Origin of the sequence: Methanococcoides sp. NM1 (genome assembly GCF_900774285.1) — an archaeon.
GTDB lineage: Archaea > Halobacteriota > Methanosarcinia > Methanosarcinales > Methanosarcinaceae > Methanococcoides > Methanococcoides vulcani.
In genome coordinates, this window is the sequence record NZ_CAAGTW010000002.1 from 248340 (window position 1) to 268741 (window position 20402).

General features: G+C 41.8%; 23 protein-coding genes. 14 read left to right on the top strand and 9 right to left on the bottom strand.

The genetic code is table 11. The features are described 5' to 3' along the window. The 4 genes from E7X56_RS03215 to E7X56_RS03230 all read left to right on the top strand — a co-directional run bounded on the left by E7X56_RS03215 (position 1) and on the right by E7X56_RS03230 (position 4833). Positions 1-1182 (top strand): ABC transporter permease, encoded by a 1182-nt coding sequence (locus E7X56_RS03215; protein ID WP_135604788.1) that lies wholly within the window; start codon positions 1-3, stop codon positions 1180-1182. 154 nt (positions 1183-1336) lie between these two features. Next, on the top strand, positions 1337-1885 hold the full coding sequence (locus E7X56_RS03220; protein WP_135604790.1) for an NTPase: 549 nt from the start codon (positions 1337-1339) through the stop codon (positions 1883-1885). A gap of 27 nt (positions 1886-1912) precedes the next feature. After that, positions 1913-3586 (top strand): acyl-CoA synthetase, encoded by a 1674-nt coding sequence (locus E7X56_RS03225; protein WP_135604792.1) that lies wholly within the window; start codon positions 1913-1915, stop codon positions 3584-3586. 65 nt (positions 3587-3651) lie between these two features. Then, entirely contained in the window at positions 3652-4833 is a 1182-nt protein-coding gene (locus E7X56_RS03230) for a Glu/Leu/Phe/Val dehydrogenase (protein ID WP_244603382.1), read from the top strand. A 70-nt stretch (positions 4834-4903) separates the two neighbouring features. On the opposite strand, the gene E7X56_RS03235 is transcribed toward E7X56_RS03230, so the two are convergent. The 4 genes from E7X56_RS03235 to E7X56_RS12160 are packed head-to-tail and all read right to left on the bottom strand — an operon-like array spanning position 4904 to position 8152. After that, positions 4904-5839, bottom strand: coding sequence for a thiamine pyrophosphate-dependent enzyme (locus E7X56_RS03235; protein WP_135604794.1), 936 nt, complete (start codon positions 5837-5839; stop codon positions 4904-4906). Positions 5840-5843: 4 nt separating this feature from the next. Then, complete coding sequence (locus tag E7X56_RS03240) at positions 5844-7064, bottom strand: pyruvate synthase (protein ID WP_135604797.1); 1221 nt, start codon at positions 7062-7064, stop codon at positions 5844-5846. Beyond that, positions 7064-7975 carry a 2-oxoacid:acceptor oxidoreductase family protein gene (locus E7X56_RS03245; protein ID WP_135604799.1) on the bottom strand — a complete coding sequence of 304 codons (912 nt, stop codon included), beginning with the start codon at positions 7973-7975 and terminating at the stop codon, positions 7064-7066. The genes E7X56_RS03240 and E7X56_RS03245 overlap by 1 nt, the downstream gene beginning before the upstream one ends. A gap of 45 nt (positions 7976-8020) precedes the next feature. Further along, positions 8021-8152, bottom strand: coding sequence for a hypothetical protein (locus E7X56_RS12160; RefSeq protein WP_256360040.1), 132 nt, complete (start codon positions 8150-8152; stop codon positions 8021-8023). A gap of 46 nt (positions 8153-8198) precedes the next feature. Between E7X56_RS12160 and E7X56_RS11940 the strand changes: the two genes are divergently transcribed. The 4 genes from E7X56_RS11940 to E7X56_RS03265 all read left to right on the top strand — a co-directional run bounded on the left by E7X56_RS11940 (position 8199) and on the right by E7X56_RS03265 (position 10368). After that, entirely contained in the window at positions 8199-8435 is a 237-nt protein-coding gene (locus tag E7X56_RS11940) for a hypothetical protein (RefSeq protein WP_210409232.1), read from the top strand. A gap of 114 nt (positions 8436-8549) precedes the next feature. Then, positions 8550-8825, top strand: a complete 276-nt coding sequence (locus tag E7X56_RS03255) for a zinc ribbon domain-containing protein (protein ID WP_210409233.1) — start codon at positions 8550-8552, stop codon at positions 8823-8825. Between the two features lie 208 nt (positions 8826-9033). Continuing rightward, a complete protein-coding gene (locus E7X56_RS03260; RefSeq protein WP_135604801.1) occupies positions 9034-9897 on the top strand; it encodes a hypothetical protein in 864 nt (287 codons plus the stop codon). 153 nt (positions 9898-10050) lie between these two features. Beyond that, positions 10051-10368 carry a CBS domain-containing protein gene (locus tag E7X56_RS03265; RefSeq protein WP_135604803.1) on the top strand — a complete coding sequence of 106 codons (318 nt, stop codon included), beginning with the start codon at positions 10051-10053 and terminating at the stop codon, positions 10366-10368. 31 nt (positions 10369-10399) lie between these two features. Here the strand turns inward: E7X56_RS03265 and E7X56_RS12165 are convergent, their stop codons facing one another. Beyond that, entirely contained in the window at positions 10400-10552 is a 153-nt protein-coding gene (locus tag E7X56_RS12165) for a CRISPR-associated endonuclease Cas1 (RefSeq protein WP_371413342.1), read from the bottom strand. Positions 10553-10591: 39 nt separating this feature from the next. Here E7X56_RS12165 and E7X56_RS03275 point away from each other — a divergent pair, with 39 nt between their 5' ends. The 6 genes from E7X56_RS03275 to E7X56_RS12285 all read left to right on the top strand — a co-directional run bounded on the left by E7X56_RS03275 (position 10592) and on the right by E7X56_RS12285 (position 15898). After that, positions 10592-12628 carry a CocE/NonD family hydrolase gene (locus tag E7X56_RS03275; RefSeq protein ID WP_135604805.1) on the top strand — a complete coding sequence of 679 codons (2037 nt, stop codon included), beginning with the start codon at positions 10592-10594 and terminating at the stop codon, positions 12626-12628. Positions 12629-12638: 10 nt separating this feature from the next. Then, positions 12639-13919, top strand: coding sequence for an acetyl-CoA carboxylase biotin carboxylase subunit family protein (locus E7X56_RS03280; protein ID WP_135604807.1), 1281 nt, complete (start codon positions 12639-12641; stop codon positions 13917-13919). Between the two features lie 102 nt (positions 13920-14021). After that, positions 14022-14474: a hypothetical protein gene (locus E7X56_RS03285; protein ID WP_244603383.1), complete on the top strand. Its 453-nt coding sequence runs from the start codon at positions 14022-14024 to the stop codon at positions 14472-14474. Between the two features lie 36 nt (positions 14475-14510). Further along, positions 14511-15014, top strand: coding sequence for a hypothetical protein (locus E7X56_RS03290; protein WP_135604809.1), 504 nt, complete (start codon positions 14511-14513; stop codon positions 15012-15014). Positions 15015-15028: 14 nt separating this feature from the next. Beyond that, a complete protein-coding gene (locus tag E7X56_RS03295; protein ID WP_135604811.1) occupies positions 15029-15742 on the top strand; it encodes a hypothetical protein in 714 nt (237 codons plus the stop codon). 30 nt (positions 15743-15772) lie between these two features. Further along, the gene (locus E7X56_RS12285; RefSeq protein WP_371413343.1) at positions 15773-15898 is read left to right on the top strand and encodes an SEC-C metal-binding domain-containing protein; all 126 of its coding nucleotides are present in this window, start codon (positions 15773-15775) and stop codon (positions 15896-15898) included. 171 nt (positions 15899-16069) lie between these two features. On the opposite strand, the gene E7X56_RS03305 is transcribed toward E7X56_RS12285, so the two are convergent. From E7X56_RS03305 to E7X56_RS03320, 4 genes are all read right to left on the bottom strand, one after another. Continuing rightward, positions 16070-16720: an HNH endonuclease gene (locus E7X56_RS03305; protein WP_135604813.1), complete on the bottom strand. Its 651-nt coding sequence runs from the start codon at positions 16718-16720 to the stop codon at positions 16070-16072. Between the two features lie 110 nt (positions 16721-16830). Next, the gene (locus E7X56_RS03310) at positions 16831-17238 is read right to left on the bottom strand and encodes a hypothetical protein (protein ID WP_135604816.1); all 408 of its coding nucleotides are present in this window, start codon (positions 17236-17238) and stop codon (positions 16831-16833) included. Between the two features lie 158 nt (positions 17239-17396). Continuing rightward, positions 17397-20069: a hypothetical protein gene (locus E7X56_RS03315; RefSeq protein ID WP_135604818.1), complete on the bottom strand. Its 2673-nt coding sequence runs from the start codon at positions 20067-20069 to the stop codon at positions 17397-17399. Then, positions 20062-20394 (bottom strand): HNH endonuclease signature motif containing protein, encoded by a 333-nt coding sequence (locus tag E7X56_RS03320; RefSeq protein ID WP_135604820.1) that lies wholly within the window; start codon positions 20392-20394, stop codon positions 20062-20064. Before E7X56_RS03320 ends, E7X56_RS03315 begins: the two co-directional genes overlap by 8 nt. Positions 20395-20402 lie beyond the last annotated feature (8 nt).

Consider the following 20402-nt stretch of genomic DNA (forward strand, 5'->3'; position numbering starts at 1 on the left):
ATGAAGTTCCATATCATTGCTGCCAAGGACCTGAAGATCCTTATGCGGGACCGCAATGCCCTTCTTCTGATGTTCATTATGCCCATATTCGTAATATCGGTGACAGGGCTGGCACTGAGTGGTTCGTTCAGTCAGGACATCGGGATTGATGTACTGGTGGTGGATCTGGACAATGGCGAGATCTCAAAAGGATTTGTGGAGTTTCTGGAAGAGATCGATATACTGGATGTGGATATGGAATCCAATGAGTTTGCAGCCAGGGAAAGGATCAGGGACCAGGAATACGGCAGATTGATTATCATTCCACAGGGGTTCACAGAGTCCGTGATGAGAGGGCAGAATAGCGAACTATTGATCATCACTGACCCTACCGAGAAGGATGCGAACACGGTTGTGGAGAAGATCGTGGAAGGTTATGCCAGCAGGTTGTCTACCAACGTGGTGGTGGTTAAGACGGTGGCTGCTTATGGAGTTCCGGTATATAATAAAGAGCAGATATACGAGGTCGTGGATGTGGCAGACCAGTTCACTCAACCTCCTCCTGTGCAGGTGGTCACAGAGAGCACCTCCACCCGTCTGGAGGATTTCTCACCATTTACACAGTATGTACCTGGATTTGCTATCATGTTCCTTCTGTTCACAACCATTGGAGTAGGGTCGGCCAGTCTGTTAAAGGAACGGGAATCCGGGACATTTCGACGACTGGTCACTGCTCCTATCAGCAAACCGGAGATCATCGGAGGCAAGATTGCCAGTACATTTTTCAGGGGATTCGTGCAGCTTACGGTCCTGCTGATCTTTGGACACGTGGTCTTTGACCTGAACCTGGGAAGCAGCGTGGTGGCTCTGATAGTACTGATCTCTGCTATCACGCTGACTAGCACAGGACTCGGTCTGCTGGTGGCAGTATTTGTGACAACCAAGGATCAGGCAGATTCGGTATCTACTATGATCGTGTTAATAATGTCTGCCATGGGCGGTTCCTGGTGGCCGCTGTTCATCATGCCCCAGTTCATGCAGGATCTGGCTCATCTTACCATCACTGCCTGGGCAATGGATGGTTTCTATGATCTGCTGTATTTTGACCTGGGACTTGCCGGGATATTGAAAGAAGTAGGGGTACTGCTTCTTATGACTATTCTTTTCTTTGGACTGGCTATTTCCAGGTTCAGGTTTGAATGAACCACTGGTTTAGCTTTGTATGCTTTTTCATCCCTGATCTCAAAAGTTACGACCAGTTTAGGACCCATGGGTTCATCCTTATATTAACGAAGATCGATACCAATTCAACTTAAATACCACTCGATCCATCTTTTCTATATGGGAGGGATTCCAGATGCTTCGAATAGCGGTGACAGGAAAGCCCGGCGTGGGGAAATCAACGGTAGTGACAAGGGTTGTGGAGAAACTTGATCTAAAAGCCTGTGGCATCCGGGCCGCAGAGATGCGTGTGGACGGCAAACGCCAGGGGTTTTCGATAGAGGATATAGATACAGGCAGGAAAGGTATCCTAAGCCATGTCAAATGCACCGGCCCGAAGCTGGGGAAATATCATGTGAACCTTGAAGACCTTGACGGCATAGGTGCAGAGGCGATCAGGCATGCCCTTGGTTGTGATCTTGTGGTTATAGATGAAGTCGGACCCATGGAACTCAAGTCGGAAAACTTCGTCCGGGCTGTGGAGGAGATTCTTGATTCGGACAGGCCGATACTTGCTGTACTTCATAGATCGAGCAAACATCTGCTGGCGCAGAGGATAAGGGAGGAGTTCGAGGTTCTGACAGTTGATGAGGTTAATCGGGACGATCTGCCTGATAGGATTGCCGCGAGATTCCGGCAAGGCAGAGAAGAAGAAAAGAAAGATGGGAATTCATACTTTGGATGAGCATACTCATCAAAAGGGGATAATTAAATGGGGAAGGAAAAGGCAGCATTCGACTATGAAGAGGAGAGAAGGAAGTTCAATTGGGATATTCCTGAAGATTACAATTTTGTTGATACCATTAAGAGATGGGCAAAGGATAGAACAAAGTTGCTGGCAATTACCGAGCATCCGGACGGGATGGTTGAGAAAGCAGCGTACTGGGAGGTATGGGACAATGTCATGAGGTTTGGAAATGTCCTTCAGGGTTCAGGCATCCATAAAGGTGATCGGGTTCTGGTAATACTTCCCAGGAGAACGGATGTTTATGCTGTAAGTATCGGTATCTGGGCAATAGGTGGCGTTGTCGTTCCCGGTACAATTATGCTCAGGGGTAAAGATATAGAATATAGGATACTGGATGCCGGAGTAAAGGCTTTGATAACAGATGATCCGGCAGTTGCTGATGAGGTAGATGCAATAAAAGACAAAATCCCGGTTATCAACCTTTTCTTTTCAGGTCAGAGGGAAGGATGGAGAGATTATCAACAGGAAATTTATTCTGCGTCGAGAGACCTGAGGATCGAACCACTTACCGCAAGTGACCCTTTAGCCATCAACTACACCTCCGGGACTACGGGCGTACCAAAGGGAGTATTGCATACCCATTCATTGATGTACTGCTTCGACAGGCTGAATAGATATTATTGGTGGAATACTCAATCAGACGAGCTATGCTGGGCTACAACAGAACCCGGATGGGCAAAATGGTATTGGGGACCATTCGGGGCTGTATTAAATGCAGGAGCCACCAACTTCCATTACTCGGGTAGATTTGAGCCTGAAAAATGGTTTGAGCTGCTTGATAGATGGAAGATAAACAGGGCATGTCTGACCCCAACGGAACTCAGGGCCATGGCAACGATCGAGGATGCGGACCTGAGATACGATCTGGAGGACTTGAAGGTTATTTTAACTGCCGGGGAGCCCTGCACACCTGGCATCGTTAAGTTCTTCGACGAAAAGTTCGGGGTATCTGTGCGAGAGGGATACGGACAAACGGAAACCTGTGTCATCGCCTGCAATTTGCCCGGGATGGAGATAAAACCCGGTTCCATGGGCAGGTTTACACCCGGGGTCGAGGGGGCGATCGTCGATCCTGAGACAGGTGAAAAGTTACGCTCAGGCGAAAAAGGAACAATTGCTGTCGCAAGGGATCATCCGATGCTTTTCAAAGGATATCACAACAAACCGGGAAAAACTGCTGAATGTTTCGTTGGAAACTGGTATTTGACCGGTGACCTTGCAATGATAGATGAAGCCGGATATATATGGTTTGAATCAAGGGCTGATGATATCTGTATAAGCTCGGGGTACAGGATCGGCCCATTTGAGGTTGAAAGTGCAGTCGATTCGCATGAGGCAGTTCTTGAATCTGCTATGATCCCGAGTCCGGACCCGATAAGAGGAGAGGTTGTTAAGGTTTTTGTAGTCCTGAGGAAGGGGTACGAGCCATCTGAAGAACTTATTAAGGGTATCCAGCAGCATGTCAAAGAGGTGACTGCACCATATAAGTATCCAAGGGAGGTCGAGTTTGTCAGGGAACTTCCAAAGACCATCAGTGGCAAGATCAAGCGCAGAGAACTCAGGACCACCGAGTTTGAGATAAAAAGGGATGTGATCGAAAAGCTAAAGGAAAAGGGACTGTGGGAGAGAGCGGATTAAAATAAAGATTGAAAAGGCGGTCGATTGACAAATATTATTATCCAGGAGAGAGAAAATACAGTATAATGTCCTGTAATCTTGTGGATCAGGAGATTTTAAAGGGAGGGGTTGATACGGAAGATATCTTTCGATTTGCGGATGAGCTTGGACCGAGCAAGATCATCCATATATACGAGCCGTCTGTTGGACTGAAGGCGGTGTTGGTGGTGGATAATGTGGCAGCCGGGCCTTCCATTGGAGGGGTACGCATGGCTCCAGATGTTAGCACAGAGGAGTGTTTTCGTCTTGCAAGGGCTATGACACTGAAGAATGCAGCCGCAGGTCTTCCCTATGGCGGGGGAAAGGCTGTTGTCTATGGTGACCCGAAGATGGCACCTGAAAAAAAGATCGAACTTATAAGAGCACTGGCTTCCTCACTGAGAGAAATTAAGGAGTACATCTTTGCCCCGGACATGGGTACGGATGAGGATTGCATGGCCTGTGTGAAGGATGAGATCGGCAGGGCGGCGGGGCTGCCCAGAGTGCTCGGTGGAATTCCCCTGGATGAGATAGGGGCTACCGGGTGGGGTCTCAGGCATGCCACGGAAGTTGCCCTGGAATTCTGTGACTTCAAACTGGAAGGGGCTCGAATTGTAGTTCAGGGATTTGGTGCAGTGGGTAAGAATGCAGCCCGCTTCCTTACGGAAAATGGGGCCGTACTGGTGGCAGTGGCGGATTCCCTGGGCACCATATACAACCCTGAAGGGCTTAATGTTGATGCATTGATCACTTTGAAGGAAGCCGGAGGAAGTGTGTTCGATCATCCTGAAGGGGAGAGGCTTGAGCGTGATGCGGTTATAGACATTGATTGTGACATCTGGATCCCGGCAGCCCGCCCTGATGTTCTGAATAAGGATAATGTTCATCGTCTGAGAACAAAGCTTGTGGTCGAAGGTGCCAACATACCCATCACCCCTGGAGCTGAGGAATACCTTCACGAAAAAGGGATCCTATGTGTTCCGGATTTCATTGCCAATGCAGGCGGGGTGATCTGCGCTGCCATGGAGTATGAGGGAGCCAGCGAATGTGCAACACTACAGGCCATAGAGGAGAAGCTGCGTACCAATACCAGATTGGTGTTGAAGGAATCGACAAGCAAAGGTATACTTCCCAGGGAAGCTGCTGTGGACCTTGCTCTGCAGAGAATCCGTAAAGCTATGGGTTATAGACGATGGTCCCTGTTCTCGTCAGCTCCGGGATTCGTATAATGACCAAATGGGATGACCTTTTCCTATCGTGGGAGAATGTCATGCCCAAACAATGGCTATGGATATGGGGTTAAGGAAGAAGCTTATATCGTCTCCAGTACCCATTCACCATCTCCTGCATACTTTTCAGGGTATCCTCCTGTCTTACCGGTTTGAAAAGATGGGCGAATTTTTCCTGCTCTTTCAGGTAATCTTCCACAGGCTTGAATTTCTTTGGGACAAATGTATGTTCCACCTTACCATGAACAGATTCTTTTAATGGCCAGAGCCCTGTCTCAACTGACAACTTTGCAAGTCTGACGGAGTTGGATGGATCAAATCCCCATCCAGGTGGGCAGGGGGTATGGGATATGAAAAGTTTTGGACCTTTAAATTGTTCGGCTTTTCTGAACTTGTTTATCAGGTCAACAGGATAAGCCGGTGAGATGGTTGCAAGGTAGGGCGGTCTGTGACTGTTCCAGATATCAAACAGGTTCTTCTTTTGGAGCTGTGAGCCAACTGGTCTCGTCCTTCCGGGCGGGGTAGTTCCCGTCCTTGACGCAAAGGGTGTCGCCCCTGAGTGCTGGAATCCGGTATTCCCATACGCCTCGTTATCATAACAAATATAATAGAAATCCAGGTTGCGATAAATGGCCCCGGATGTGGACGAGAGAGCCATATCGTATGCAGAACCGTCACCGGTCAGCACAACTACCTTCAGATCCTCTTCCGGTTCTATTTTTCCCTTTTTGATCAATATATCCAGAGCATCCCGAACCCCCTGGGCTCCGGCAGGTGCACAGGCCATTGCCGTATAAAGCCAGGAATTCTTGAATGGTGTGAAGGGATATATGGAAAGGAGGGTAAAACAGCCTGCAGCATTTACGATAACGATCTTTTCCCCCAGTGCCTTCAGGCAATGCCTCAGCGTGAGGAGACCACCACAACCTGCACATGCAGGAGTTCCTGGTAACATGTTCTCTTCGGGTGGTAGCTCCCTTATGGATCTGATGGTTGCTGTATCCATATCTTTATTCCTTCCCTGCGGTCTCTTTCAATTTTGTCATCTCTTTCCACTCATTTTCCGTATACAAGAGATAAGGAGGCTCTACAATTTCCGTATCCACTGCACTGATAATTTTGTCAAAGATAAACTCGAATTCTTCCTGACTGATGTTTTTCCCCCCAAGCCCTCCAATGAAAGAGAGCAAAAGGGGCCTGTTTTTCTCATTGAACAGGCAACCGCCTATCTCTGAATAGATGATCCCTCCCTTGCCTACGCTGATGTTCTGGTCTATGACAGCCACAGCCTTTTTCCCTTTCAATGCATTCTTTATATCAGGGTCCGGAAATGGTCTCAGGACCCTCAGCCTCAATAATCCGGCCTTGATCCCTTTCTCTCGTGCTCTTTTCACGGCAGCTTTCCCAAGGGTGGAAAAAGAGTTTGTCATGACAAGGACATATTCGGCATCTTCCAGCATATATTCTTCAATAGTGCCGTATTTCCTGTCAAATTTCTTTTCGAATTCACTGCACACTTCCTTGTAGACATCCAGTGCATTCTGACTTGCAAGATGCATTTGGTATTTGAAATAGGAATAGAACTCTCCGCCAAGGACCGCCACTCCCTGGGCCATGGGCTGACCTGCCTTGAAAAAGGCATGTTCCGGCTGGTATTCCGACAGGAAACTTCTGACCGTCCCTACATCCGGGATCTCCACGTTTTCTCTGGTAAATGAGAGGTAAAAACCGTCCATGTTCACCATGACCGGCAAGAGCACCCGTTCATCTTCTGCCAGTTTGTATGCCATCAGGATCGAATCAAGTACCTCCTGGCAGGTCTCGCAATGTATCTGCAAGAATCCCGAATCCCGGACTGCCAGAATATCGTTATGGTCCGGCCCAAGGGTGATCGGTGAGGATAAACCCCTCGATACGTTTACCATCACCAGAGGGACCCGCCATCCTGCCACTGTATAGAGCATCTCAAAACCATACAAAAGCCCCTGGCTGGATGTGGTTGTGAAGGCCCTGACCCCTGTGGCTGAAGCAGCACCGGCTGCCGTGACCATGGAATGTTCCGAGTCCATGGTAACAAAACTCGCACCCATAGACCCGTCGGATATCCACTTTGCAATTGTCTCGATGATCTCTGTCTGGGGAGTTATAGGATAGGCCGGAATATAATCCACTTCTGCCAGCCGAACTCCCCAGGCAGCGGCACCGTTACCGGTAAGCATTTCTTTTCCCATTATCGATCCCCCTCTCCGGAGCGGGAATGCATCTCCCGCACTTTATTGATGGCCTTTGCCGGGCATTCCTCTACGCATATCAGACATCCCTTACAATTGTCGTAATCTGCGTATGGATATCCGTCTTCATTTACATGGATACAACCATCAGGACACCTGGCAACACAGGTCATGCACCTGGTGCAGACTTCATAATCCCAGACAGGTCTGAATACCCGCCAGTTTCCCGTTCTTCGCAGAGGGGTATTGCCGGTAGCATTTATGGCAGGACTGGATACAAGAGCAGTTTCGAAAGGTATGGTGATAACATTCTCCCCTTCCCGGATGCTCTCAGCAGCTTTTATCTGGACCGGCATGATGGCATTGTAACAATAAAGGGCAGCCTCTGTATTTTTTACTAAAAGTTCCCTGTCCGATATGATCCCGGATAGCTCCTTTTCCACGGCACCCCTAAAAGCATCCTCTCCAATACCGACGATCCTGGAGGCAACAGCAGCTGCAAGGCCGCTGAGGACGGGGTTTCCGATCATATCAAGGCTGATCTTTGTTATATCCAGTGTTATCACATGATCTGCAATATTGTACCTTTCCTTGGTTTCCAGAGGACTATTGGGAGTGTTGACAAAAATGATTCCACCCATTTTAAGTCCTGATAACGGCATAGCCTGGAGATCTGACAGAAGGGTTTCGTCCATAACTATTACAATATCCGGCTCTGATATTACGCCCCGCTCCATGATGTTCTCTCTGGATATGCGGGTGAAGGCGGTAATCGGTGCCCCCCTTTTTTCAGCCCCATACAATGGGAAATCCTGAGCATTGTATCCGTCCAGAAATGCGGCTGTCCCGAGCACTCTGCTGGCAACCTTTGCTCCCTGGCCACCCCTGCCGTGGAATCTCAATCTAAGCATTTAAACCCCCAATATCTTTAGGATTTTCTGTCTATAAATATCCTCTCATCCTTTGTCTGAGTTATATGGGTCAATGTTATCAGGGTATTTTGTGAGGAATGAGAGCTTTTCCTTGATGTTAAGATCAACAGAAGCAAGGGAAGTTACTGCTGAGTTCAATGCTATGATGAACAGCAAGGTTGAGTATAGAGGGAAGAACACTTCCTAGGGTTCTGTTCTATTGATGAAGACAAGGGAGTTAAGCCATCATCTTGTTGGGAAAAGGAAAGTTGTTGAGTTCATGAAACTTGTTTATGTGGGTGAAAGGGATGATTTCGATCTGTTGAGGAAGAAGATCCTTGACATATCTTATACTAAATGGAAGAAGATGGGATTCTCTAAGGGCACTTTGAATTACATGAAGCAGAATGCTAAAAGTTATGAATCGTTTACCTTAACAATCATGTCCGGGAGCGGTTAGAGAAATTGGGAGAGTGTTGTTAAGACCAAGTATCATATTTTTCTACAGTCGAATTGATATAGACTGCTGTACTCTGATTAAATGGGTACTTAACTAATGGAGTAGGGGTAAAACATGGATATGGAAGAACTGGAAGGTATGGTCTTTTGCCAGAGTTGTGGAATGCCTTTGGAGAAATACGAAGATTTTGGAACCAATGCCGATGGCTCAACGAGTGAAGAATATTGCAATTATTGCTACCAGAATGGCAAGTTCACACAACCTGACATTACTTTGGAAGAAATGATCGACCTGTGTTCCAAAGCAATGGATGAATATGGAATTATGCCTCTGGAAGAGGCAAAAAAGCTTAGCCAACGGAATATTCCAAAATTAAAGAGATGGAAGTAATTTTTAATTTTGCTCTCAACACTCATGTAAAGGAGAGGTCGAAGAATTGGGATGATAGCTCTCGCTATGCCCGACACCCCTATCAGATAACCTTTAGTGGCACAGTATAATTAGAAACATTAACAGATGATCTATTTCAGCTTGTTAGAATTACTTATTAAGATGAAAATTGGAACGACTATCAGTCTAAGATCAAGGAGAAACGTTTATGAGTGGATTCTTCCCCCTGAAATATATTGAAAACAAAAGCAGAATACTTGTCAATACTCCATTGTACTTTTTCCTGTTCATGCTTTGTACAATACTTGGTATTCTTGTATATTATATTCAGACAAAGGATGAATTTGCTCCTGCAGTTATACTCTCTGTATTATGGATCGTTTTTTGGAAGAACAGCAAAATTGAAGGAAAAACGTTGCTTTTGATAGCATCCATTTTTGGTTTCATACATGAATTATTGGGAGTACAATACGGATATTTCACATACATCAGTGGTGTAGTAGGAAATGTTCCGCTCTGGATATTACCCGGGTATGGAGCAATATTCTGGTCAGCTCACAATCTCTGGAAGATATTCGAAAAACAATATTCAAGATCTAATTTGTTCCATTTTACAGATCATTTTGTCATCTTAAGTTTTATTCTGCTTATACTGGCAGATTTCATATTCTTTGATCTGACAAAGAACCCCCTGATCATATCTATTAAATTTATAGCTTCATTTATGCTGTTTAGAAATTTAAGCCTGTTAAGACTTGCATACTTTACAGGATTCTTCACTCTTCTTAATGAAATTGCAGGAGAAACACTTGGAACATGGTCACATCCGGATTTTTCACTACTTTCCCTGATAGCAGGATACGTTTTCCTTCTCTGGATATGCCTGTCGATCGCCGAAGTCAAAGAAGCAAGGAAAGCAAAATATCATGGGAAGGATCAACTCATAAGTTACATATCCGCATTGAAAGGACTTATGAACGGAGAGAAAGGATGGACTAAAAGAGAGGCAACTGCTGCATTTTTGATAATATTTCTCTATACTTTGGGTTTACTTGGGCTGATCAGGGTCTAAGCATTTTGTTTTCCCGAAAGAGATTATCATAAGAGCAAATGAGACGGTAATTTCCAAATTGTATACTTCGACCTGCCTTTGGATGGGAAATACAATAATAAGATTGCTTATATATAGGCACTTATAGAATTTATTCAGAGGAGATATGGGGATATGGCATCTGATGTTACAAAAGAATCGGGAAATCCAAAATATAAAAGCGAGTTCCAGATATCAAAGCAGTGTACAAATAGAAAGATCAGCGAGATCATGACCCGGGAAGTGATAACCATACCTGTGGAGACTTCTATTGATGATACGCTCGAACTGATCGGAAAACATCGTTTTCATAATTTTCCCGTGGTTGACAAAGATAACAGACTCAAGGGCGTTATTGATCAAAATATTGTCATGGAATTATTATTTCATGATAGACTACCCAGTTCCAGCCACACTCATCTGTTCAGCGATTTTCTGAGGAAATTCCAGTAACTTATAGATGATGTTCTCCCTTTCATCATCACTAAGCAAGACTGTACTTACTCTGGTTCATCTCATGAAGGAAACCAACATGTGCATCGAGACCAACTGAATTGATGGCTCTCAGACATTCAGATTCAGGTAGAGCATAACCATTTGAAGTTAAAAAGATAGCCTTTTTCTCCGCAGGAATAATCCGTCAATACCTATTTATGCTCTTATGATGACCTTATAAATGGAGTATGGGGGTATAGAGACGACTCGATCAGCTAATGCACCAGTTAAGGAACTTGAAAATGTCTGGATAACAATGCCAGATGGATGTGATCTTGCAGCAAAGATATGGTTGCCGGAAGATGCGGAAAAGAATCCCGTTCCGGCTATACTGGAATATATTCCATACAGGAAGCGGGATTTTAAAGCGGTACGTGATTCCCAGATACACAGATATTTTGCACAGAAAGGATATGCCTGCCTTCGGGTCGACCTGAGAGGAAGCGGAGATTCGGAAGGTATTCTCAAGGACGAATATCTCCATCAGGAACTGGACGATGGTGTGGAAATATTGCGGTGGGCAGCAAAACAGTCCTGGTGTACAGGAAAGATCGGAATAATTGGGATCTCATGGGGCGGATTCAACGGACTTCAGATAGCTGCAATGAACCCTCCAGAGTTAAAAGCTATTATCACCATCTGCTCGTCCGACGATCGCTACACAGACGATGTTCACTATATGGGCGGATGCATGCTGACGGACAACCTGTCATGGGCGTCCACAATGTTCTCCTATAACTCCATTCCACCTGATCCGGCCATCGTCGGCGAACGGTGGAAAGATATGTGGTTGGAGCGGCTCGAAGGGAGTGGACTGTGGCTCAAGAAATGGCTTGATCATCAGCACAGGGACGATTACTGGAAACACGCATCGGTAGCAGAGAATTACGAGGCTATCAAGTGCCCGGTCTTTGCGGTTAGCGGCTGGGCTGACGGCTATTCAAACACAGTTTTTCGGCTTCTGGAAAATCTGGATGTACCAAAGAAGGCGCTGATCGGTGGATGGGGACACAAATATCCTCATTTAGGTGGACCTGGTCCTGCAACTGATTTTTTAAATGAGGCAGTGCGATGGTGGGATAGGTGGCTCAAGGATATTGATACAGGGGAAAACGATGAACCAATGCTTCGTGCCTGGATGCAGGACAGCGTCTCGCCGATCATTGCCAAACGGCCAGGTCACTGGATAGCAGAAAATGCGTGGCCATCCCCTAACATAGAAATGCAGGAATTTATCTTATCTCCCGGCAAGGTCCATCTCGAACCAGTGGAAATTGCGGATATTAATGATTCAGAAATGCGGATCATGAGCCCTCTAAGTGTCGGTCTTTTTGCAGGGAAATGGTACTCCTATTCGGAATCAACCGACCTGCCGAACGATCAGAGTGAAGAAGATGGAGGAGCACTTGTGTTCAACAGTCCTGAACTCGAGGAAGATATTGAGATCCTTGGCGCTCCAGAGGTTGAACTTGAGCTCAGCTCAGATAAACCGATCGCCATGGTTGCAATTCGGCTCAATGATGTGTGTCGGGAAGGCACATCTACCCGGGTGACATATGGACTCCTGAATCTCACACACAGGGATGGGCATGAATGCCCGCAGGAGCTTGAGGTTAACCACACCTATAAGGTCCGGGTGCGGATGAACCACGTCGCACAGAAATTCCCTGCAGGGAATAAGATAAGTGTTGCCGTTTCGACATCCTACTGGCCCCTTGTATGGCCAAGCCCTGAGCCCCCGAATCTGACCGTCCGGTCAGGAGGAAGGTTGTTCCTTCCAGTCCGCCCAAAAAGCGATGTGGACAGTAAACTTCCAGACATGGGACAACCGGTGATGGCAGAGTCGGTACCAACGACACTTCTTGCACCGGCACATAGGGAATGGACCGTCACACACAATCTAGCGACCAATGATGTGACGCAGAAGATCATCAACAAGGATGCAAAGATACGCCTGGATGAGATCGATCTGGAGATGAAAAAAGATTCCACAGAGACCTATACGTATTGCAATAATAACTACGACACTGTACGGGGTGAGGTCCTGACAACACGCAGCCTGAAGCGGGGAGACTGGCATGCCATCAGCATTACCAGGACGATCCTGATATCGACCCGCACACACTTTTACATTCGTGCGACACTGGATGCATACGAGGGTGATGTCAGGATCTTCAGTAAAAGTTGGGATGAAGCGATTCCACGGGAAATGATGTGAGGGCGAGTGTATGAAAAAGAACGTATTTATCGTAGGCATGGACTCATTTAATCTTGAAAAATTGAAGAAGCTCCCAGAAGCAACTGAATGTAATTTTCATGCAGCTTTGGATATCAACGAGATCAGAAACGTTCCCGGCTACGATATGGCTGCACTGATAACTACTGCTGAGCGCAGGATCAAAGAGACTCCCGGCGGCATCCATGCCGTTGTCAGCTACTTTGATTTCCCCGCCACAGACCTTGTTCCCATCCTTGCCAAAACTTTTGGGGTGCCGGGACCAAGTCCGGAGAGTATCTTTAAATGCCAGCACAAATACTGGAGTCGGCTTGAACAACAGCAGGTCATCCCTGACAACATCCCGGAATTTTGTGCATTCGATCCCTTTGAGGAGGATCCCCTTGCCTCTATCGAGTTGGAACCGCCTTTCTGGATCAAGCCATTCAGATCGTTCAAGTCATTTCTGGCATTCAGGATCAAGAACAGGGATCAGTTCCATGAACACATCAAGGAGCTACGTGAAAATATCAATTTTATCCATGAACCATTCCTCTATCTGCTGAAAAGATACAATATGCCGCCAAAAATCGCAAACATGAGAGAAAGTTGTCTTGTCGAAAAAACGCTCTCAGGACATCAGTGTACACTTGAAGGCTACGTCTTCAATGGTGACGTGGTGATCTACGGAATTGTTGATTCGATCAAGGACCAGCACTTTTCCTCGTTCTCACGCTACGAATACCCCTCATCTCTCCCGAATAGAGTGCAGGATCAGATGTCCCGGGTATGCAAGCAGGTTATCAAACATATAGGTCTGGACCAGTCAGTGTTCAATGTAGAATTTTTCTATGAACCCTCCTGCAATGAGGTATATTTACTGGAGATAAACCCAAGGATCTCCCAATCGCACGCAGACCTTTTTGAAAAGGTACACGGCATCTCCCACCACCGTGTCATGCTGCAGATTGCTCTTGGCAGGAAACCGGATCAACTGGAATGGCAAGGACAGTTCAATTATGCCGCAAAATTTATGCACAGGACCTTTGAACCCGGAAAAGTAGTAAAGGCTCCTTCCAGAGAGGAGATAGAATCAATTGCCAGGGAAATACCGGGAACCATCATAAATCCACATGTAAGTGAGGGAAAACAACTCTCAGAACTCCAGATGCAGGACAGCTACAGCTACGAACTTGCAGACATCTTCATCGGGGCAAACGAACGAGATGAGCTGGTAGACAAATATCACCGTGTCCTCGACAAGATTTCATTTTCAATTGAAAAAGAGGACTAAGGGGGGCAATCCTCTTCAAAGGTACAGTATCATTAGGAACGCTAACATTTGATCCATATCAGGTTCTCAAATTCATTGTGAGAAAAAAGGCCGAAATCTCTAATGCCTTTTTCAAACGATCCTCAAAAGACTGTTTATGAGCCATTCATTGATTATGAAAATGGAAAAATCAAAGAAGGATCTCATTATTTCAAGCCGTTGAGTAGGACAATTATGCAGTATGTGGAGCATCTTGAGCACAAGTTTGATGGTGATTCTGGAGTTCTTGAAAGGAAGCATGTTCATGCTGATGGTGTTGTTTACATTGGCAAGGAAGCCAATAGTATTGATGAACAGGAAGTGGATGTAAAGAAGGCTCAGGAATTTGTTGATGTTGAAGAGATCAAACATCTAATTTTGAAACTGACTCCTAAAGAAGCAAAAGAGTATGGGATTAAGCATAGAAGCGATTTGATAAGGTTAAAAAAGAATGTGAAGGAAGAGAAGCTGAATTTTAAGACTAAGCTAGTTAAATATTTAGTAAAAATAAACTCATCTTATTGCACTCCACAATAATAACCAATATATAGAATGGCTTTCTAAATTTGTTAGATGAATCTCGAAATCAATGATATAAGTATTACAAAAGCAGATTTATTGGCTTTCGATGGATTGAGTGTTTCTTTAAAAGAACAAGCTGATAACTCGGAAATATTAATATTACCAAACTCTGCCGTTCAAAATCATAGCTTAGGTGTTTTTACTTCCGAGACACCGACTTTTTATAAACTTTTAAAAAAAGAATTTGCTGATAATTCAATTACATTGTTTGAAAATGAAGGCATGGAACACATGCTTGACCAGCGTTCCTATCTTGTAGATCTACCTGTTTTGTTTTTAGATTATGGAACACAATATCTCCCTAAAATAATTGAGTTTATTTCAGCCTATCTTCTTGTGCGATACAAGTATAAAATGAAAAAAGACACATTAGATGTTAGGCTAAACATAATTATGGAAGATAAAAAGAATGGGCATACTACTCAAATCAAATATACCGGTCCAGCTTCTAGTTTAGACACAATACTTTCTTCGATATCTGATAAAAATAAGTGAGTAGGTATCAGTTTATGATGAACAAATTATATGATTTATGTAGTGTGGATGTTGACAAATATCCCATCTGGGATGAAATATCTACAAATATAAAAGAAACTATAGATTATCTCTTTAAGAAACAATATGAAAAAGTATATGCATCAACAAAATATAACAAAGAAATTGCAAAATCTCTCAAAATGGATTGTATAAATGATAACAATGAAGATGTTGCAAATTGTACATTTTATTCCATAATGATATTTGATTTAATAGAAAATATAGCGAACTTTTGGGAATCTGCTGAAAATGTGGAATATGCTGAATCATGGGACAAATTACAAAATGCTCTTGATTGTTGCAAAAAACTAACTACTGACATTAAACAAAATTATTTGCTCAATTTTTCATTAATCTTAGAACATTTATTGTTCATCGAGAAATTATATCCATATAATTTATTTGCGAGCATATCTTTGGGCGTCAATAAACTGAAGTGTTCTATTTGTGGAGAATCACCATTTAATTCAAAATGTGATCATATATCTGGAGAGTTATATTGGGGAAACTTATGTTTCTATGAAGCCCAAGAAATTGGTGACTTTGATCATATTGCGATTACTCCTTTCCCTAGAGATAAGAGATGCATAATCCTGATTAAATACGATAAAATGAAAGTTGAAGAAAGTCCATTTCGGATGATTTATGATTTTATCAATAAATGTCAATATCCTCTGCGGAATTAGCAAGTAAAAGTCATCTATAATTTTATACCAATAAAGCAATTTAGCGATAAAAAAACTGTATATTATTGTCCTTGCGATAGTGGTAAAAAATTTGAAAGTTGCTGTATTAATAAAAGTTTTGTCACTACCCCACATTATGATATTTTCTTTTTATAACCACATTTAGTATTTTTAATATTTTGAAAATAATCATACAAAAACGTAGTGTTTTTCCAACTTACCTATATCCCAAAAGAAAAGTGCGGGGATATAGTTAACTTGTAAAAATGCCACTCTTCAATTAAATAAGAAAAGTATGTAAAAAAAAGAGTAAATCGATTTACCTTTTCATTTTTTCTCAAGCTTTTCATCGTATTTAATGTCTAAAGTTCCCTTTTCCCCAACTTTCCATACTAAAAATGGGCCATTATATGAGGAGGATCCTTTACCAACAGCAACTTCGTATCCCATTCCAGAAACGATGTGCAAATATTTTGAGATGATGTTATGAAAAACCTTTTTTGGACTATAGTCTACCCAATGAGCAGAAATCCAAAGTTTATTTTTGCCTACAATCACATGACATTGACCACACAAAGTAATCAAATTATTAATTTCGTGTGATTTTGATTTTTTAAAGGGCGTTATATGATGGACATGCAATTTTTCAGTAGATTCACAAATCTTGCATTTATTGAGATCCCTTTCTAATGCCAACTTTCTTTGTTTGTACCATGATTTATTATTTGAATTAGTTCTCTCTTTTTTTCTCATTTTGTTTTGTTGTTTTTTGAAATTACTATGTTCTTGTTTTGCTTTTTCTTTTGAAATTAATCCTAATTCAGAATATCTATATGGAATTCCACCAGGAGACTGGACAATAAAGCACTTCCCTGCTCCTTTTTGCTGCCGATAGTCGTTGATTTTTTTTGCAACTGTTTCATAATTGTCATTATTTTTGAAACCATCTCTAAAGATTTTATTCTCACTTTCATCCATTCAATTACCCCCGATTATTGCTAGAAACCGTTTCCAAAACTTGATTTTAAAATCGTGTTTAGTTTCCAAGGAAACTTGAATGCTTGTTAATCAAAGTCCATCCTTGCAAGTTACCAAGACCTCTTAAGAATTTCTTTAACAGAAGACTGCATACCGTAGAGGAACTGTGTATTTATAGGATCCACTGAAGAAGGATTTATGTCGCTAACAATTTCTCTTAAATGAGTGAGAAGATTATCTTGTTCATATGGATCTGTGGGATCAAAATTTGCAACATATTCAAGTTTGTCGAAATTTACTTTTTTAATATTAGCAAGGAGAAAATCAAAGCCCTGCTTAAATTCAATATCCTTCTTGAATTGCACCTCTGCTAGTGCTTTTTCAAATTTATCTGAAGATCTCTGACTTATATATCGTTCAATGCAAAGTCGAGTGATTGCCGACCAATTGACTTCTTTAAATTCTTCCATTTTATTCGAGAGTTCATCCGAAATACCAACTGTTATATTCTTTACCATGTTATCACATATTACTTTATAATCTGCATGTATAATAAAGTTTTCTGTGAATTCTGTGGACAATATGTACTTATGAATACAAGAATACAAATAATATTACTAAATTATCAAATAACTTTGAAGATACTTGTTGCCCAAAAAGGTAACCGTATGTTTAATTAAGTAAAAAATGAAGCTAGCTTTTTAACAGCAACAGTATTCAATTTAATGTCACCATTTTCAATAATCCTCTTTTTGATTCTTTGGAAAGTCTTTCTATCCACACCTCTTTCTTCAGCATGTTTTTGTGATAAAGCTATTATATTCCACATAATTTCTTTTTTATTCAGAAACGTTTGAGCTTTCTTCACATCTAATTCCTGCTCATCAATATTGTTTGCTTCCTTCCCAATATAAACCACAGAATCAGCATGAACCTGCTTTCTCTCAAGAACTCCGATTTCTCCATCAAACTTGTGCTCAAGGTGTTCTACATACTGCATGATTGTCCTGCTTAAAGGCTTAAAATAATGAGATCCTTGTTTAATCTCTCCTGTTGCATAATCAATAAACGGTTCATAAACAATACTTTGAGGATCATTTGAAAATGGAACTAATGGTTTTACCGCCTTACCATCCTCTTCAGCAACCTGAAACCCAACATGATAAAAATTAAAAGGTTTAATCTGGTCTTTCCAATCCTTACCAATATTAATTCCTTTAAACCTTCTCAAAACATTAGCTGTTGAAACTGTAAGTCTTGAGATAGCATACATGTTTGAATACTTCTCTTCAATATCCAATTTAGAAATTAACCCATAATGTAACTTGAGAATATCCTCCCATATTTCAGCCTGCCAATCTTCAACAGCCTTTGGAAATGGATTTGTTAAATGTCCAAGTCCATGCAATTTAAAAGATCTCTCCCCTTCCATGAACTTAATGTTTTCATTCTCATAAGTGTAAAGAGCATATCTTTTTGATGAAATTCCATAAAACCACATGTCCTCCTTCTCAGGCTTCAACAGATCAATATCAAGGCTGTAAGGATTAAGCGGTTGAAAATAATCTATGATCTCCTGAGCATGTTCAGGAGGAACAAAGATAGAATCAGTGTCCATGTAGGCATGAACTGAACCAAGCTCTTTAACTTTAGCTTCAGCCATTGCTAAGAATAATTTAGAGCCTGCGGTAATCATAACAGCTAACAAAGGATGAAAATAATTACCTGCTTTTTCAAACCTATTCTCAGAGGTATTGAAATCATCCAAACCATAAACTTGAATCTCAGTTTTCTTATCTTCAGGATTTAACTCAATGAATATTCCATAACTCATAGCATTAACAAGAATCTTGATAGCTTGTGCCCTGCTTTTCAATTGTTGATATTCAGGCTTTTCCTTATCAATGTTCTTGAGTTGAATTTTAAGATTCTGCCTTTCCTCAACAAGTATCTGAACGAGGTTATCTTTTGAAGGATCAATATCAATTCCAAGTATCTTACTTTTCCTCAATTCCTTCTGAACACCTTTTGGAACATACCTGATAGCTTCAATAATCTCAGGAACTTTGCCAGTTAAAAGAACTGAAGCGATAATATCAGGTAAAGCATACCATAATTCATTATCAGAAGTAAGATAATTAACACCTACATTATACCCTGTATTATTATCCTTATAATCCATCCTTACAGGTAAAATATCATTATCAGGCTGTAACTTAACCATTACTACAAACTCTTTCCAGTTATCCTTATCTTGAAGATAATTAAGGTTAAGATTGTTTAACATCCCCTTAATTTCATCTGTAACAACATTCATTTCAAGTGATTCAGCTATCATGTATTTCCATAGATCCATTTCCATAGTGATAGTTGGATACATGGTTGTAAAATCAAGGACTGTGACCTTTGTAGGTTGCTTTCTAATCTTACATTCACATCTTCCTCCATAGTAGGAAGTCATGTTTGTTCCAATTATTTCAGAAGAAAACTCTGGGTTAAGATCTAAAAATGATTGAATACTTAATTGCTCAAGAGCATACTTTCCAATTGAAGCCGAACTGAATATCTTAGTTGGTGGAATATTGATTTGATAAAGTTCAAGTTCAGCAATAAGTTTCTCATAGACTTGATAAGTTGTGTCAACATCAGCAATCAAGTAATCAATATACTTTTTAGTTACTTTCCCATGTTCGATTCCTTTCATTTTCTTAATATTAGTATTGAGCTTTTTACCTGCTTTATCTAAAGAGATCCTTTTTGATTGGAGTAACACTTCAGCTAACTTTTGAGCATCAAGGAAATAACCTGAGAAATGGTCTTTTCCTTTGTTTATCTTGGTTGAAGTAAGCTTGAATGCATGAGCATCACCTAATTTCTTAACAATAATAGGAGGATTGAATCTGTTGTCTGAAAGAGTAAATGTAAATCCTCCTTTATTTCTACCTCTTGAATCTCCAACTCTTTTTGAGATCCTGCTTATATCAAAAGGAAGATTAAAACCAACACAAAGAGTTTTCAAACCAAAGACTTCAGGATAAAATACCTCATCAATAAACTCATTTCGGGTATAAAGTGGCATATCATACTTTGAGGTATATACCTCACACACCTTATTTTCATCATCAGTAAGCATTGAAGTATCGTAAAACATACCTTCATGTTGAATATACCCATTCTGGTATATTTTAAAATATCCAATTTTGAAATTCTGATATTGATCGATTGTAGTTTCGGTATCAAAGACCAATACTCTATCATGCCTTAATGGAACATCTTTTGGTTTGTAAAAAGGATTACCTGAAGATTTCTTCATCTTCTGGGTATATCCTCTTACAGCTATCTTAGACATTTACATTCATCTCCATTCCGACATTGATTAATCTCTGTCCAAGTTCTCTTAACAAAGCACCAATTGTGATAATATTGAAAGCTGTTAGATTTTCTGAGGATGTTGTTTTAGATCTCTTCTTTGGACTGATCTTATTCTGTTCTGCTGTAATCTTAGCATGACAATTCTTGCATAGTGGTTTTACCCAATCTGAAGTATTTCTTCCATCAACATGGTGCATTTCAATAACTTCTGAATTATCTTCTCCACATACTGAACATGCAATAGGTGGTTTCTTGCCTTTCTTATACTTGCTAATATTCTTCCTGTAAGCTTCTTTATCCATAGTATCCA

What these genes read in the sequence shown, in the direction of transcription:
- E7X56_RS03215 (WP_135604788.1), top strand. Translation starts at nt 1, where the DNA reads ATGAAGTTCCATATCATTGCTGCCAAGGACCTGAAGATCCTTATGCGG.
- E7X56_RS03220 (WP_135604790.1), top strand. Translation starts at nt 1,337, where the DNA reads ATGCTTCGAATAGCGGTGACAGGAAAGCCCGGCGTGGGGAAATCAACG.
- E7X56_RS03225 (WP_135604792.1), top strand. Translation starts at nt 1,913, where the DNA reads ATGGGGAAGGAAAAGGCAGCATTCGACTATGAAGAGGAGAGAAGGAAG.
- E7X56_RS03230 (WP_244603382.1), top strand. Translation starts at nt 3,652, where the DNA reads ATGTCCTGTAATCTTGTGGATCAGGAGATTTTAAAGGGAGGGGTTGAT.
- E7X56_RS03235 (WP_135604794.1), bottom strand. Translation starts at nt 5,839, where the DNA reads ATGGATACAGCAACCATCAGATCCATAAGGGAGCTACCACCCGAAGAG.
- E7X56_RS03240 (WP_135604797.1), bottom strand. Translation starts at nt 7,064, where the DNA reads ATGGGAAAAGAAATGCTTACCGGTAACGGTGCCGCTGCCTGGGGAGTT.
- E7X56_RS03245 (WP_135604799.1), bottom strand. Translation starts at nt 7,975, where the DNA reads ATGCTTAGATTGAGATTCCACGGCAGGGGTGGCCAGGGAGCAAAGGTT.
- E7X56_RS11940 (WP_210409232.1), top strand. Translation starts at nt 8,199, where the DNA reads ATGAAGACAAGGGAGTTAAGCCATCATCTTGTTGGGAAAAGGAAAGTT.
- E7X56_RS03255 (WP_210409233.1), top strand. Translation starts at nt 8,550, where the DNA reads ATGGATATGGAAGAACTGGAAGGTATGGTCTTTTGCCAGAGTTGTGGA.
- E7X56_RS03260 (WP_135604801.1), top strand. Translation starts at nt 9,034, where the DNA reads ATGAGTGGATTCTTCCCCCTGAAATATATTGAAAACAAAAGCAGAATA.
- E7X56_RS03265 (WP_135604803.1), top strand. Translation starts at nt 10,051, where the DNA reads ATGGCATCTGATGTTACAAAAGAATCGGGAAATCCAAAATATAAAAGC.
- E7X56_RS03275 (WP_135604805.1), top strand. Translation starts at nt 10,592, where the DNA reads ATGGAGTATGGGGGTATAGAGACGACTCGATCAGCTAATGCACCAGTT.
- E7X56_RS03280 (WP_135604807.1), top strand. Translation starts at nt 12,639, where the DNA reads ATGAAAAAGAACGTATTTATCGTAGGCATGGACTCATTTAATCTTGAA.
- E7X56_RS03285 (WP_244603383.1), top strand. Translation starts at nt 14,022, where the DNA reads ATGCCTTTTTCAAACGATCCTCAAAAGACTGTTTATGAGCCATTCATT.
- E7X56_RS03290 (WP_135604809.1), top strand. Translation starts at nt 14,511, where the DNA reads ATGAATCTCGAAATCAATGATATAAGTATTACAAAAGCAGATTTATTG.
- E7X56_RS03295 (WP_135604811.1), top strand. Translation starts at nt 15,029, where the DNA reads ATGATGAACAAATTATATGATTTATGTAGTGTGGATGTTGACAAATAT.
- E7X56_RS03305 (WP_135604813.1), bottom strand. Translation starts at nt 16,720, where the DNA reads ATGGATGAAAGTGAGAATAAAATCTTTAGAGATGGTTTCAAAAATAAT.
- E7X56_RS03310 (WP_135604816.1), bottom strand. Translation starts at nt 17,238, where the DNA reads ATGGTAAAGAATATAACAGTTGGTATTTCGGATGAACTCTCGAATAAA.
- E7X56_RS03315 (WP_135604818.1), bottom strand. Translation starts at nt 20,069, where the DNA reads ATGTCTAAGATAGCTGTAAGAGGATATACCCAGAAGATGAAGAAATCT.
- E7X56_RS03320 (WP_135604820.1), bottom strand. Translation starts at nt 20,394, where the DNA reads ATGGATAAAGAAGCTTACAGGAAGAATATTAGCAAGTATAAGAAAGGC.